This window comes from Streptomyces sp. NPDC088147, assembly GCF_044741565.1.
GTDB lineage: Bacteria > Actinomycetota > Actinomycetes > Streptomycetales > Streptomycetaceae > Streptomyces.
The window spans coordinates 284,945-299,596 of sequence record NZ_JBIUSY010000006.1; the positions used below are offsets into that span (position 1 = coordinate 284,945).

Sequence of the window (14,652 nt, forward strand, 5' to 3'; positions counted from 1 at the left end):
GGGTGTTCCACGAGCCGCGCCTACGATGGGCCCATGCCCGGACGCCATGGATCCTCAACAGCGAGCGATGCGCATCAGCAAACGCCCGGCGCCTCCGAACTGGCCGCGGCGGCGTCCGTCTTCTCGCTGCTCGCCGACCCCACCCGGCTGCATCTGGTGTGGCTGCTGACCCGCGGTGAGTCCGATGTGACGGCGCTGGCCGCCGCGTGCGGAGCGGCGCGGCCCGCGGTGAGTCAGCATCTGGCCAAGCTGCGGCTGGCGGAACTGGTGCGGTCGCGCAAGGACGGCCGTCATGTCGTCTACGCGCTCACGGACGGCCATCTCCGCCGGCTGGTGGTGGAGGCGATCAGCCACGCCAACCACCAGGTCACCGGCGAACCTTGGCACGACTGAGACTGCCCGGCCTGTCCCCCACGGCGTGCTGCGGCCTGCCCCTCGCGGCGTTCCGCCCACCCCAACACGTGCATGGATGCGCACACGTGCATTAGATTGGGAGGACGCACCCGACCGCCGGTCAAGGACAGTCGTATGCTCAGTGTGCTGCACAACCGCACCTATCGGCATCTCTTCGCGGCCCAGGTCGTCGCGCTCGTGGGAACCGGGCTCGCGACGGTCGCGCTGAGCCTGCTGGCCTACGACCTGGCGGGGGCGGACGCGTCGGCCGTCCTGGGGACGGCCCTGGCCATCAAGATGGTCGCGTACGTGGGCGTCGCACCGGTCATCGGCGCCTTCACCGACCGGATTCCGCGCCGTGCGCTGCTGGTGTCGACGGATCTGGTCCGCGCCGGTGTCGCGCTCTCGCTGCCCTTCGTCTCCCACGTGTGGCAGATCTATGTCCTGATCTTTCTGTTGCAGTGCGCCTCGGCGGCCTTCACCCCGGCGTTCCAGGCGACCATTCCACGGCTGCTGCCCGGGGAGCGCGACTACACCCGGGCCCTGTCGCTCTCGCGGCTGGCGTATGACCTGGAGAGTCTGTTCAGTCCCGCGCTGGCCGCCGCGCTGCTGACCGTGATCTCCTACAACTGGCTGTTCGCGGGCACCGCGCTGGGTTTTCTCGCCTCGGCCGCGCTGGTGGTCTCCGTACTGCTGCCCCGGCCGGCACCGGTGGAACGTACCGGGGGCGGTCGCGCGAAGGTGTCCTTCGGCGCCCGGCTGTTCTTCGCCACCCCGAGGCTGCGGGCGCTGCTGTGCCTCGATCTGGCGGTCGCGGCGGGCGGCGCCATGGTCACCGTCCATACGGTGGTGCTGGTACGCGGCGGTCTCGGCCGCACCGCCGGGGATGTCTCGCTGGCGCTGGGCGCCTTCGGCGGCGGGTCCATGGCCGCCGCTCTTCTGCTGCCCCGGCTGCTCGACAGGACCGGCGACCGTACGGTGATGCTGCCCGCGGCGTTCGTGCTGCCGGGCGTGCTGGCCGCCGTCTCGCTGGGCACGGCCGTCACGCCCGGCCGGTGGGCGTGGCCGGCGCTGCTCGCCGCGTGGACGCTGCTGGGGATCGCCTCATCCGCGGTGCTCACCCCGAGCGGGCGCCTGCTGCGCCGCTCCGCCGCTCCCGCCGATCTCCCGGCCGCCTTCGCCGCGCGCTTCTCGCTGTCCCACTGCTGCTGGCTGCTCACGTATCCCCTGGCGGGATCGCTGGCCGTGGGGGCGGGCCTGCCCACGGCGGCCGGGGTGCTGGCCGGGGTCTCGCTGGCCGCCGCCGTCGCGGCGGTGGCCCTCTGGCCGCGCCGGGACCCCGGCCACCTCGGTCATGTGCACCGCGAACTCCCCGCCGGACATCCGCACGTACGGGACGCGGTGGCCACCCACGCCGGGTGGTGGCACGGCCACGACTACCGTATCGACGCCTTCCACACGCGCTGGCCCACTCCGGCGCGGACCTCCGCCGAGGTCTGAGGGCGGCCCGACGGGCCTCACCGGCCCGCGGCATCCCGACGAGCCCGCGCCGACCGCATGGCGAGACGCCGGTCCACAAGGCGGAAACCGGCCCTTATGCTCGTACCCATGTCCGCACCCGCTCGCCTCCTCTGTCTCGCGCTCTTCGCGAACTCGGCGTGGTGTGTCGACGACGGCCTCTGTCGCCGCCCGGCCTGTCCTCGCCCCCGCTGTCGTCGCTGAACCCGTCGTCGTCGCCGCTGAACCTGTCGCCGCCGAGTCCCGTCGGCGCCGAGCCCCCGGCCGACGCGCCCGTAGCCGCTGAGCCCTCCTCGCGGACGTTTTCCGCCACGGTCCCGGCAGCCACCCGTGTCACGTCGGCCCCTCCCGTATCCCAGCCCGTCCCCGGAGATCCCGCAATGACCGCACCGCCCGTGGAGGCGACGAAGTCCGCCGCCCTGCTCGCCCCCTCCCCCACCTCCGTACCCCGTCCCGACGCTCCCCCGGCCCCGCCCGTGCGCCGGGTGCCGCTCGTCGTGTCCGTGCTGATCGCCGTGGCGCTGACCGGCTATGTGTGGTCCGCCCACGGGGCCCGGCCCGGTGTGCTCCTGCTGCTCGGCCTCGGTCTCGGCGTGGCGCTCTTCCACTCGCGCTTCGGCTTCACCTCCGCGTGGCGGCAGCTCGTCGCCGTCGGCAACGGCACCGGCCTGCGCGCCCACACCCTGCTGCTCGGGACCACGGCGACCCTGTTCGCGCTGCTGATCGGCACCGGCACCGGCCTCTTCGGTTCGGTGCCCGCGCCGTCGGCCGGAACCCTGGGCGTGGGGCTGCTGGCCGGTTCGTTCCTGTTCGCCGTGGGCATGCAGCTCGGCGGCGCCTGCGCCTCCGGGACCCTGTTCGCGGTCGGGTCCGGGCAGTCGTCGATCGTGCTCACCCTCGGCGGTTTCATCGCCGGTTCGACCCTCGCCGCCTGGCAGTTCGGCCTCTGGAAGGATCTGCCCGCGTTCGAGCCCGTCGTCCTGGCCGACCACGTCGGCTGGTTCGGCTCCTGGGCCGTGACCATGGCCGCGCTCGCGCTCATCGTGCTCGTCTCGCGGCGTGTCCAGGCCCGCCGCAACCCGCCGCCGACCGGCCCCGTACCGTCCGCGCGCGGCGCCGCCGCGCGTGTGCTGCGCGGCTCCTGGCCGCTGGCCGCGGGCGCCCTGGTGCTGTCCGTGCTCGGCGCCGGCGTCCTGCTGGTCTCCGGCGGCGCCTGGGGCGTCACCAGCGCGTTCAGCCTGTGGGGTGCGGAGCTGGTACGCGCCCTCGGCGGGCACCCGGAGACCTGGACGTTCTGGCAGCAGCCCAACAACGCCGGGATGCTGGCGGGCCCGGTGCTCGCCGACAAGAACAGCCTGACCGACATCGGCATCATGATCGGCGCGGCGGTGGCGGCGGCGCTCGGCGGCACCTGGACGCTCCATCGCGGCGTGCCGTGGCGGACCGCCGTCGCCGCGGTGCTGGGCGGTGTGCTGATGGGGATCGGCGCCCGGCTGGCGGGCGGCTGCAATATCGGCGCCTATCTGGCGGGCATCGCGTCGGGCAGTCTGCACGGCTGGATCTGGGGGGCCGTCGCGATCCTGGGCACCTGGGCCGGCCTGAAGCTGCGTCCGCTGTTCGCGCTGAGCAACCCCAAGCCGGGGGACGGGATCTGCTGAGCGCGGCCTGAGGGGGCGGGAGCCGGCTCCCGCCCCCAGCCCCCTCGGGACCTCAGGAACGCCAGTCGACCTTGAACACCCATACGTGCTGCCCGGACCCGCGTGCCGCCGACGGTACGTCGATGACCAGCGAGCCGCCGGTCGTACGCCAGCTGAGCGCCCGGTCGTGGCCGAGCAGGGTCACCCGGTCCCCGGGCCTGACGGGCACCGGAGCCCCGACCGTGAGGGTGCTGCCCGGCCGGGTGAGCGAGTGGATGTAGAACGCCTTCTCCGGCCGGACCGTGAAGCGCAGGTCCTCACCGAGCTGCGGCATCCTCGCCCAGTACGTACTGCCGTAGATCGCCTCGCCGTTGACCTTCAGCCACTCCCCGGTCTCCCGGAGCCTGCGCTCCATGATCTCCGGGATGGTGCCGTCGGCGCGCGGGCCGATGTCGAGCAGGAAGTTGCCGTTCTTGGAGACGATGTCGACCAGGGAGTGGATGACTTCCTCGGTCGTCATGTACTTGTCGTCGGGGGTGGCCCGGTTGTAGCCGTAGGAGCGCGGGTCCAGCCCCCGGCTGGCCTCCCACTTCGCGGTGACGACCGAGTCGTACGTGGTGTACTCGGGCGTGGTGAAGTCGTGCGGGCCGATGCCCGAGCGGTTGTTGACGGTCACCTCGATGGGGCGTGCCCGGTTCTTGGCGTGGTTGAAGTACTCCGCCAGGACGCGATGGCTGTCGTTCTCGCCGCCGATGTCGCACCAGAGGATCTCGGGGTCGTACTCCTCGATCAGCTCCAGCATCTGCGGGGCCTGGAGGTCCTTGATGTAGTCCTGGCCCGCGAAGTGACCGGTGTACGGGACGGGTTCCAGGGTGTACGGATTGCGCGGCGCGTGCCCCTCCCAGGGGTGGTCGGGGTTGAACCACTCCGGCATCGAGAAGTACAGACCGCGGTGCAGCTCCGGTGTGTAGCGGCGGGACGCGTCGAAGAGTTCCCTGATCAGATCGCGCTTCGGGCCCATCTTCACGGAGTTGCGGTCGGAGACCTTGGTGTCCCAGAGGGCGAATCCCTCATGGTGCTTGGAGGTCAGGACGTGGTACTGGGCGCCCGCGTCCCGGAACAGCTCCACCCAGGAGCGCGGATCGAACCGCTCGGCGCGGAAGAGCGGGATGAAGTCGTCGTAGGCGAACGACTCGCCGTAGGTCCGGCGGTGGTACGCGTATGCCGGGTTGTCCGGGTCCTGCATCTGGGACCAGTACCACTCGGCGTACTGCACCCCGACCGGCGCCCACGCGGGCACGGAGTAGACCCCCCAGTGGATGAAGATGCCGAACTTCGCGTCCTGGAACCAGTACGGCGCCTGATGGGTGTTCAGGGAGTCGTCGGTGGGCCGGAAGTCGGGCACTCCGAGGGTGAGGGAGCGGCGCGCCTCGGCGGCCTGCTGGCCCCGGCCGCGGGCGACGATACGGCCGTCCCCGCCGGTGCCCGGCGGAGTGCCGGGGCCGGGCCGGATGCCGATCCGTACGCGGGTCTCCTCGCCGGGAGCGAGCCGGGTGACACGGGCGGGTGCGACCGTACGGGCCCCCGGGACCTCCACGGAGAGGGTGAGCCCGTCGGCGGCGAGGATGCCTACCGTGCCCGCGTTGACGACCGTGGCCTCGACGCTCTGGGCGCCGTGGTGCAGTGCGGAGGTCGTCGAGCGCGCGCCGCGGAGCGCCAACGCCCGCCCCTCCGCGGCCGGTTGGAGGGAGAGCGCGAAGACGTGCAGCGAGGAGGAGTTCGCCTCGGCGGGGCGGGTGACCGGCAGGGTGAGGGCCACCGCCTCCCTGCCCGGGTCGAGGGCGACCGCGGAGGCGGCGATCACGACCTGGTGCGGATCCTCGGCGCCGGTGGGGCCGTAGCGGTACGGGGCGACGAGGGCGCCCTTGCCCGCGTACCAGTCGGGGCCGCCGAGGGCGGCGGTCGAGGTGGTGCCGTCCGCGTAGTGGACGGTGGCCTCCCCGGAGGTCTCGCCGTAGCTGCTCGCTGTCAGGAAGTGGGCCGACAGGTACCGGCCCGGGGGCAGTTCGACGCGCTGCCCGAGCGCGACGATGTTGTTCTTCGCCCCCGCCGTGGCGGCCGGGAAGAGATAGGTCAGTCCGTCGATCTCCACCTCCCCCGTGGGCAGTTCCTCGCCGGGGAAGGTGTAGCCGGAGCCGTCGAAGTTCCCGCCGCGGGCGTCGGCGGTGTCGATGCCGTCGTTGTCGAACCACGGCTCCAGGGGTACGGGGAGTGCGGCCGGGACCGTGCCCCAGTCGCCGTCTCCCCCTTCCGTTTCCGTCCCCGTCCCGGTCCCCGTTTCCGTCCCCGGCAGTGTGGTGCGCGGACTCGCGTCGGCCGTGGCCGGCTGGACCAGAGCGGCGCCGATTGCCGCCCCTGCCGTCATTCCGAGTACATGGCGTCTGGGAAGTTCCGTCATGAGATCCGATGATTGGAGCATGACAAGAACCTGTCAACGCTCCTTTCAGGACCGGATTTTCTTGCCCCGACGGTATCCATCGGATGAATCGAGGGCCATGATGGACTGATCGAAGCCCATGACGGGTGGGAGGACGGAACGCGCCCGGACCGCGAGGGGCATGCCTCTAGCGGGAGTCCCCGGCGTTCCCGGCGGGCGCCGTGTCCCCGTTCGCCGCGGACGCCGCCGCCGTGTCACGTACCCGCCCCCGCACCGCGAACCAGCCCACGACCAGCGCCGCCGCGATCACCGGAATGAGCAGCACCGTACGGCGGCCGACTCCGCCGTCGGCCCACATCAGCACGACGACCCCGGCCAGGAAGGCGAGGGTGACCAGCTCGACGAACGGCGACCCCGGCAACTGGTAGGACGGGCGCGCCAGCAGCCCTTCCCTGGCCCGCCGGACGAAGACCAGGTGACAGAGCATGATGATGGCCCAGGTGGTGAGCACACCGAGCGCGGCGATGTTGAGGACGATCTCGAACGCCTCGCCCGGCACGACATAGTTCAGACCGACGCCGAGCACACAGACGGCGGCGGTGAGCATGATCCCGCCGTACGGCACCTGATGCCGGTTCATGAGCCCGGTCCACCTCGGCGCCGAGCCCGCCATCGCCATGGACCGCAGGATGCGACCGGTCGAGTAGAGACCGGAGTTGAGGCTGGACATCGCGGCGGTGAGGACCACCAGGTTCATCACATCGCCCGCCGCCGGCACACCGATCTTGGACAGCACGGTGACGAAGGGGCTCTCCGAGGCCGAGTAGCCGTCGTACGGGATCAGCAGGGCCAGCAGCACGACCGAGCCGACGTAGAAGACCAGGACCCGCCACATGATGGAGTTCACCGCGCGCGGCACGACCTTGTGCGGCTCGGCCGTCTCGCCCGCGGTGACACCGATCAGCTCGACGGCCGCGTAGGCGAAGACAACGCCCTGAAGGACCACGACCACCGGCAGCAGACCGGACGGGAAGAAGCCGCCGTTGTCGGCGATGACATGGAGGCCGGGCGTCTGCCCGTCCACCGGCTGCTGGGTGACCAGCAGGAAGATACCGATCGCCATGAAGACGACGAGCGCGGCGACCTTGATGATGGCGAACCAGAACTCCATCTCGCCGAAGATCTTCACCGAGATCAGATTCACACTGAGCACCACGGCGAGCGCGACCAGGGCCAGCGTCCACTGCGGCACCTCGGTGAAGAGGCTCCAGTAGTGGGCGTAGAGCGCGACGGCCGTGATGTCGGCGATACCGGTGGTCGACCAGTTCACGACATACATCCAGCCGGCGGTGTAGGCGCCCTTCTCGCCCAGGAACTCACGGGCGTAGGAGACGAAGGAGCCCGACGACGGCCGGTGCAGGACCAGTTCGCCGAGGGCGCGTACGACGAAGAAGGCGAAGAGGCCGCAGACGGCGTAGGCCAGCGCGAGGGCGGGCCCCGCGGAGGCGAGCCGGCCGCCGGCGCCGAGGAACAGCCCGGTGCCGATCGCGCCGCCGATGGCGATCATGTTGATGTGCCGGGACGTGAGGTCCTTGCTGTACCCGGCGTCTCCCGCGTCCGGCGAGGAGGCGGCGACCGGGTGTTCCGGCGGGGGTGGCGGCGTGTCCTGGACTGCTTCCTTGCGCACGGCTGTTCAGCTCACTTCGTTCGTGGGGGTTTCAGCCGCACGTTAGATCAACTTCATTAGTGATCTCCCTAACCTGTGTTCTCCGCCGGGCTGGAAGCGCACCGTCGGGGGCCGTCAAGAGCGGTACGCCGTCGGGGCACGCCGCCGCCGTCGGGGGCGATGGCGTGCCCCCGACGGCGGCGTGTGTGCTCGGCGCCGGCCTCGGGCCGTCGAAGAGGGGCCTACCCGCGGCCCTACCCGCGGTACGTCTCCAGCAGGCGCAGCCACACCTCGCTGATCGTCGGGTAGGACGGAACCGCGTGCCACAGGCGGTCGATCGGGACCTCGCCGACGACCGCGATCGTGGCGGAGTGGAGCAGTTCGCCGACGGCCGGGCCGGCGAGGGTGACGCCCCGGAGAATCTCGCTGTCCAGGTCGACGATCATCCGGGCCCGGCCGCGGTAGCCGTCGGCGTAGAGGGACGCGCCCGCGACCCCGGCCATGTCGTAGTCGACCGCGCGAACGCGGTGGCCCGCCGCTTCGGCCTCGGCGAGGGTGAGGCCCACGGCGCCGATCTCCGGCTCCGTGAAGACGACCTGGGGGACGGCGGCGTGGTCGGCGGTGGCGGCGTGGCTGCCCCAGGGGCCCGCGTCCAGGGTCGGTACGCCCTGGGCCCTCGCCACGATGACGGCTCCCGCGATCCGGGCCTGGTACTTGCCCTGATGGGTGAGCAGGGCACGGTGGTTGACGTCTCCGACCGCGTAGAGCCAGTCGCTTCCCTCGACCCGGCAGGTGTCGTCGACGGTCAGCCAGGAGCCCGGTTCCAGACCGACCGACGCGAGACCGGCGTCGTCCGTGCGCGGCGCGCGGCCGGTGGCGAAGAGCACCTCGTCGCACTCGATCCGCTCACCGCCGCCCAGCGTCACGGTCACGGTTCCCGTCCCGCCGTCGCGCTCGACCGCGCTCACCGAGACGCCCGTACGGACCGTGGCGCCCGCCTCCGTCAGCGACTCGGCGACCAGCTCACCGGCGAAGGACTCCATCCTGGGCAGCAGGCGGTCACCCCGGACCAGCAGTGTGACGTCGGAGCCCAGCGCCCGCCAGGCGGTGGCCATCTCCACGCCCACCACTCCCCCGCCGACGATCACGAGCCGTCCCGGGACCCGCGAGGAGCTGGTCGCCTCGCGGCTGGTCCACGGCTTGACGTCGGCGAGTCCCGGGAGGCCGGGCAGTACGGCCCGGCTGCCCGTGCACACGGCGACGGCGTGCCGCGCGACCAGCACCTTGATGTCGCCGTCGGGACCCGTGACGGCGACCCTCTTCCTGCCGTCCAGCCGGCCGTGCCCGCGGTAAAGATCGGCACCGGTCCCGTCGAGCCACGCGACCTGGCCGTCGTCCTTCCAGTGCGCGGTGAACTCGTCGCGGTGGGCGAGCACGGCCTTGGCGTCCAGCGGCCCCTGGACGGCCTGGCTCACCCCTGGGACGCGCCGGGCCTCGGCGCGCGTGATCGCCGGCCGGAGCAGGGCCTTGCTGGGCATACAGGCCCAGTACGAGCACTCGCCTCCGACGAGTTCGCTCTCGACGACCGCCGTGCTCAGCCCGGCCGCCCTGGTCCGGTCGGCGACGTTCTCACCAACCGGTCCGGCGCCCAGCACCACAACGTCGTATTCAAGGGTTTCCGTGGCATGCGTCATAGGGGTCAGTCTGGTGCGCGTCCGGTCGCATGGCCACACGATCTTCGGGCAGGGGCGAGGAATACGGCGACGACGCACACCGTTGTCGCAGGCGCCGTAACCCGGAGAGTCAGGAAGAGGTATCAGGCAATGGCCACTGTGGAACTCACCAAGGAGAACTTCGACCGGACGGTGTCGGAGAACGACTTCATCCTGATCGACTTCTGGGCTTCCTGGTGCGGTCCCTGCCGCCAGTTCGCCCCGGTCTACGAGAAGGCCTCGGAGCGTCACGAAGACCTGGTCTTCGCCAAGGTCGACACGGAGGCGCAGCAGGAGCTGGCCGCCGCGTTCGAGATTCGTTCGATTCCGACGCTGATGATCGTCCGGGACAATGTCGCGGTCTTCGCCCAGCCGGGCGCGCTGCCCGAGACCGCCCTGGAGGACGTGATCGGACAGGCACGCGCGCTGGACATGGACGAGGTCCGGAAGTCGGTGGCCGAGGCCGAGGCGCAGGCCAAGAATGGCGAAGCGGCGCAGTGACCGGGGCCGCGCGGTGGCCGAGGCCGCCGCGCGGTGACCGGCCCCCGTCGCCGCGGTCGTCCCGTTGCCCGTTGCCCGTTGCCCGTTGCCCGCTGTCAGCGTTCCAGAACCAGCGCCAGGCCCTGTCCCACGCCGATGCACAGCGCGGCGAGACCCGTGCCCGAGCCCGCCGCGGCGAGCTGGTGGGCGACGGATCCGGCCAGCCGGGCGCCGGAGGCACCGAGCGGATGACCGATCGCGAGGGCGCCGCCCCGCGGGTTGACGACGGCCGGGTCGAGTCCGGGCCATTCGGCGAGGCAGCCCAGCGACTGGGCGGCGAAGGCCTCGTTGAGTTCGAACGTGGTGAGATCGGCGAACGTACGGCCGGCCTTGGCCAGGGCCCGCTGGACCGCCTCGACCGGACCGAGGCCGAAGAGCTGTGGTTCGACTCCGGTGACCGCGGAGGCCCGGATACGGGCGAGCGGTTCGCGGCCCGTCTCGCGCAGCCCCGTCTCGTCGACGAGGAGCAGCGCGGCGGCGCCGTCGTTGAGGGGTGAGGCGTTGCCGGCCGTCACGGTCCCGGTCCCGTCCGTACGGAAGGACGGCTTCAGCTTGGCGAGCGCCTCCATGGAGGTGCTGTCGCGGACGCATTCGTCGCGGACCAGGTCCACCCCGCCGTACGGGACGACCTCTCCGTCGTACAGGCCCGCGGCCCACGCGTCGGCCGCCTTGCGGTGGCTGGCGAGGGCGAACGCGTCCTGCCGCTCCCGGGTGATCGCGTGCTTGTCCGCGATCAGTTCGGCGCCCTCGCCCAGCGGAACCGTCCACTCCGGAGGCATCGCCGGGTTGGTCATGCGCCAGCCCAGGGTGGTCGAGTAGAGCTGCTGATGACCGGCGGGAAAGGCCCGCTCCGGCTTCTGGAGGACCCAGGGCGCGCGGGACATCGACTCGACCCCGCCGGCCACGGCGACGGACGCGTCACCGAGGGCGATCGCGCGGGCGGCCTGGATGACCGCCTCGAGGCCGGAGCCACAGAGCCGGTTGACCGTCACCCCCGGGACGGACACCGGCAGTCCGGCGAGCAGCACGGCCATGCGCGCCACGTCACGGTTGTCCTCGCCCGCGCCGTTGGCGTCCCCGAACACGACGTCGTCGATCCTGGCCGGGTCGAGCTCCGGAGAGCGGTCCACCAGCGCCTTCAGCACATGGGCGGCGAGATCGTCGGGGCGTACGGAGGCCAGGGCACCCCCGAACTTGCCGATCGGGGTACGGACGGCGTCGACGACATAGACGTCGCGAATGGTCATCGGATCTCCGGCTTCTCTCCCACGGCGTGACGCGGTGCCGGCGGTGAGGACGCGTGGGCGGCTGCTCCCCACGTCTCCCCTCTCCCCTCAGGGTGTTCGCCTGCCTGGTGAACCATCGTTCACACCGGCACCGACAGAGTCTCTGTCCGGAGACGACCGCTGTCAACGGCCACACCGTTCCGGGCCCGGCCCTCAGATGTCGCGCGATGGGCCCGGGGCCTCAGCCGTCCGGAGCGTCGACCACGCGGACCGACAGCCCGTAGTCCACTTCGTAGCCGTCGATCAGCAGCGCCTCCACCGTGCGGGTCTCGGGGTCGATATCGGCCTCCATGCCGTTGCCCGCGTAGCGCGGATAGCCGGAGGCCCCCGTTTCGCCGGTCGCCTCGACGAGGGCCGAGCGCAGGGCGTTCGCCGAGCTGGGCGGCCCGTCGCCCTCGGTGTGCTCGGCGACCAGCAGGATCTCGAAGCGCGCCGGAACGGTAGTCATACCTCCGACGCTAGCCACCCCGCCACGGCCACGCATGTCGCGGACCTGTGCCGCGCACGCCCCGCCGTACCGGGCGCCGCCATACCGGGCCCTGCCCGCCCCCGGCGCCGCCGCAGGGGTCAGCTGGACTCGCGGTGGACGACCCGCGAGTCCATCAGGTCGTACCGCTCCGGATCGCCGCCCGGATCGCGGACCGCCCGGTCGACGAGGTCGGCCAGCCACTGCCCCGTCACCATGTCGATCCGCACCGTCGAGAGCCGGGGCCGCAGCAGCCTGCCGAGCAGCAGATCATCGGAGCCGATCACGGCCGTCTCCGCCGGGACGGAGATTCCTTCGTCCTGGAGCGCGCGCATCAGGAGCATCGCGTACTCGTCGCTGAACGCGAAGACCGCGTCGAGGCCCAGCGTCCGCCAGCGAGCGGCGAGGGCGGCGGCCGAGTCCTCCGCGTACGCGAGCGGCAGCGGGACGATCCGTACGCCTGCGCCTACGCCCGCGTCGGCGTCGGCGTGGGCTCCGGCCTCGGCAGCGGCGCGGGCGCCCGCGAGCCGGGGTCCTGAGAACATCCCCAGACCGGGTTCCTCGGGCATCACCACCCCGATCCGGCGACAGCCCCGTGCGATCAGATGCGCCACCGCCCGGCCACCGATCCCGCTCTGGTCCATGACCAGCGCGTGCGCGCCCTCGACCTGCCCGGGTCCCACGGTGATGACGGCCTTCGCGCCGGACCGTTTGAGCACCTCCACCCCGTGCGGGGTGAGGACGATCTCGCCGAGCGACACGACCGCGACGGGCCGCAGCTCCGCCCAGGCGCGGGCCGCCCCGTCGCCGTCCAGGCCGACACTGCCGTACTGCACCACGGTGTAGTCGAGCCGGCGCAGCGCCCACTGGAGTTCGTTGAAGAAATGGCTGTAGAGCGGTCCGACGGGGATGTGCGCGGTGGGCAGCAGAACCATCCTGGTGTGCCCGGCGCGCAGGGAGCGGGCGGCGGCGTGCGGCACGTAGCCCAGCCGCTCGGCGGCCTCGCGCACCTTGCGCCGGGTGGGATCGCTGATCCGCACGGCCGAGGTGTTGTTCAGTACGTACGAGACGGTGGCCCGGGAGACTCCGGCCAGCCGGGCGACATCGGCGCTGGTCGGAACGGGACGGTCAGCGGGCTGCTCGGTTGACTGGGTCATGGCAGCCGGTATCTTTCCAGACCGGTCCGCGGAGGTCCGGCGGACGGCCGAACCAGCAGGACGGCACGCCGTCTTCGCCGCGCCACCACGGCAACACACCACCACGCCACCTCGCCACCACGCCACCTCGCCACCTCGCCCGAGAGCGGAACCGTCCGACCGAGATCCCGGAAGGCATGCACTGTGCGACTCCACACCCATACCTGGGGCGAGGGCGACCGTGTCGCGCTCCTGATCCACGGCATCATGGCCGACCACCGCACCTGGCGCCGTGTGGGCCCCGCCCTCGCGGCCCGGGGTCTGCGCGTGATCGCCGTCGATCTGCGCGGCCACGGCGCCACCGGCCGCGCCGGCCACGGCGACGACTACGGCATGGAGCGGTTCGCCGACGACCTCGTGGAGACGCTGCCGGCCGGGGCCGAGGTGGCGATCGGACACTCCCTCGGCGGACTCGCCCTCTCCCTCGCCGTGGAGCGGCTGGCGCCGGGGCGTGCCGTCTACTCCGACCCGGCCTGGTGTCTGCCGCGCACCGAGGGGGAGTTGGACGGCCCGAGGGCGCTCGCCCGCGCCAGGACCCTGTCCCGGGAGGAGATCACGGCGCTGAACCCCCGGTGGGAGACCGAGGACGTCGAGGTGGAGCTGGAGACCCTCGCGGTCTGGGACGAGAACACCGCGTTCGGTCTCGCCCCGGCGTTCGGCGCCGATCTGCTGCCGGCCGCGCCCGTCGTCCCCTCGCTCGTTCAGCTCGCGGATCCGAGCGTCATGATCTCCCCTGCGCACGCGGCGGAGTTGGAGCGTCGCGGCTTCCATGTCCGTACGGTGGCGGGCGCCGGGCACACCATCCACCGCGACGACTTCGACGGGTTCATGGCGTCCCTGGACGGCTGGATATGACCAGGCGCGATACGACCGGTGCGACACGTCCGGGCTCGACACGACCGGGCGCGATACGACTGGGCGCGATACGAACCTGATCCGCCGATCCGGGCGAGGTCCCGCCCCCCACGCCCCCGGCCGAAGGGGACCCGCCCCACGGTGCGGCCCGCGGACGATCTAACGTCGTCCGGATGACGCCCTTCCCCGGCGCCGGCAGCGGCGACCGCACCAGTGACAGCAGCGACCTCGATTCCCCCGGCCGTGGCGGCCCGGCCGCCACGACGGAGGCCGAGCCCCGGGACGTGGGGCGGGTCCACACCTCGTACGCCCCGGAGCACGACGGTGATCCCGACCCCGGCGAGATCGTCTGGACCTGGGTGCCCTTCGAGGAGAACGACGGGCGCGGCAAGGACCGCCCGGTGCTGGTGGTCGCCCGCGAGGCGGCCGGCACGCTGCTCGCCGTCCAGCTCTCCAGCAAGCGTCACAACGAGGACCGCGAGTGGGTGCCGATCGGGGTCGGGCCATGGGACCGCGCGGGCCGCGAGTCCTGGGTGAACGTGGACCGGGTACTGCGCGTCCACGAGAAGGGCATGCGGCGCGAGGCCTGCGCGCTGGACCGGGGACGGTTCAACCTGGTCGTCAACCGCCTCAGGGAGCTGTACGGCTGGCGCTGAGGCGCGCCACCACCGCGCCACCACCGCGCCACCGCGCCCGCGGACGCCCCCGAACGCCTCGGAGGCTGTACGCGAGCACCCACCGGAACGCCCCGGCGTGGCCCCGTCCGCCGTCCGGCCGAGTACCGCGACGCGCGACGACCGGCGCGCGGCCCGCCCGGCCGAGCGGCCCGGACAGCCGTTCTCCGTACGGTGGCCGCCCGTTCGGACGATCTCGGCTGTTTCTTTCGCGATCCCCCGCAGCCGTGCGCTCACGCGGAAATCCTGCGTGGACGACCATGTTCGGGGCA

At 72.1% G+C, this 14,652-nt stretch carries 12 protein-coding genes; 6 read left to right on the plus strand and 6 right to left on the minus strand.

The window, feature by feature from the left end:
* Window positions 1–33: 33 nt before the first annotated feature.
* The 3 genes from ACIOGX_RS22140 to ACIOGX_RS22150 all read left to right on the plus strand — a co-directional run bounded on the left by ACIOGX_RS22140 (window position 34) and on the right by ACIOGX_RS22150 (window position 3,569).
* A complete protein-coding gene (locus tag ACIOGX_RS22140) occupies window positions 34–393 on the plus strand; it encodes a metalloregulator ArsR/SmtB family transcription factor (RefSeq protein WP_356507785.1) in 360 nt (119 codons plus the stop codon).
* A 135-nt stretch (window positions 394–528) separates the two neighbouring features.
* Complete coding sequence (locus ACIOGX_RS22145) at window positions 529–1,893, plus strand: MFS transporter (RefSeq protein ID WP_401915498.1); 1,365 nt, start codon at window positions 529–531, stop codon at window positions 1,891–1,893.
* Between the two features lie 398 nt (window positions 1,894–2,291).
* Entirely contained in the window at window positions 2,292–3,569 is a 1,278-nt protein-coding gene (locus tag ACIOGX_RS22150; RefSeq protein WP_401915501.1) for a YeeE/YedE family protein, read from the plus strand.
* Between the two features lie 52 nt (window positions 3,570–3,621).
* Here the strand turns inward: ACIOGX_RS22150 and ACIOGX_RS22155 are convergent, their stop codons facing one another.
* The 3 genes from ACIOGX_RS22155 to ACIOGX_RS22165 form a co-directional block, all read right to left on the minus strand.
* Window positions 3,622–6,006, minus strand: a complete 2,385-nt coding sequence (locus ACIOGX_RS22155) for an alpha-L-fucosidase (protein WP_401915503.1) — start codon at window positions 6,004–6,006, stop codon at window positions 3,622–3,624.
* A 166-nt stretch (window positions 6,007–6,172) separates the two neighbouring features.
* On the minus strand, window positions 6,173–7,672 hold the full coding sequence (locus ACIOGX_RS22160; RefSeq protein WP_383970814.1) for an amino acid permease: 1,500 nt from the start codon (window positions 7,670–7,672) through the stop codon (window positions 6,173–6,175).
* Window positions 7,673–7,905: 233 nt separating this feature from the next.
* Window positions 7,906–9,345, minus strand: coding sequence for an NAD(P)/FAD-dependent oxidoreductase (locus ACIOGX_RS22165; protein WP_356507795.1), 1,440 nt, complete (start codon window positions 9,343–9,345; stop codon window positions 7,906–7,908).
* A 129-nt stretch (window positions 9,346–9,474) separates the two neighbouring features.
* On the opposite strand from ACIOGX_RS22165, the gene trxA reads away from it, so the two are divergent.
* Complete coding sequence (trxA, locus tag ACIOGX_RS22170) at window positions 9,475–9,864, plus strand: thioredoxin (RefSeq protein ID WP_356507797.1); 390 nt, start codon at window positions 9,475–9,477, stop codon at window positions 9,862–9,864.
* A 95-nt stretch (window positions 9,865–9,959) separates the two neighbouring features.
* On the opposite strand, the gene ACIOGX_RS22175 is transcribed toward trxA, so the two are convergent.
* The 3 genes from ACIOGX_RS22175 to ACIOGX_RS22185 all read right to left on the minus strand — a co-directional run bounded on the left by ACIOGX_RS22175 (window position 9,960) and on the right by ACIOGX_RS22185 (window position 12,812).
* Window positions 9,960–11,150: a thiolase family protein gene (locus ACIOGX_RS22175; protein ID WP_383970817.1), complete on the minus strand. Its 1,191-nt coding sequence runs from the start codon at window positions 11,148–11,150 to the stop codon at window positions 9,960–9,962.
* A 220-nt stretch (window positions 11,151–11,370) separates the two neighbouring features.
* Window positions 11,371–11,637, minus strand: coding sequence for a hypothetical protein (locus ACIOGX_RS22180; RefSeq protein WP_401761680.1), 267 nt, complete (start codon window positions 11,635–11,637; stop codon window positions 11,371–11,373).
* 119 nt (window positions 11,638–11,756) lie between these two features.
* Window positions 11,757–12,812: a LacI family DNA-binding transcriptional regulator gene (locus ACIOGX_RS22185; RefSeq protein WP_401915507.1), complete on the minus strand. Its 1,056-nt coding sequence runs from the start codon at window positions 12,810–12,812 to the stop codon at window positions 11,757–11,759.
* Between the two features lie 183 nt (window positions 12,813–12,995).
* On the opposite strand from ACIOGX_RS22185, the gene ACIOGX_RS22190 reads away from it, so the two are divergent.
* Together ACIOGX_RS22190 and ACIOGX_RS22195 are read left to right on the plus strand one after the other, a co-directional pair.
* A complete protein-coding gene (locus ACIOGX_RS22190; protein ID WP_356507805.1) occupies window positions 12,996–13,706 on the plus strand; it encodes an alpha/beta hydrolase in 711 nt (236 codons plus the stop codon).
* A 173-nt stretch (window positions 13,707–13,879) separates the two neighbouring features.
* Entirely contained in the window at window positions 13,880–14,362 is a 483-nt protein-coding gene (locus tag ACIOGX_RS22195; protein ID WP_401915509.1) for a type II toxin-antitoxin system PemK/MazF family toxin, read from the plus strand.
* Window positions 14,363–14,652 lie beyond the last annotated feature (290 nt).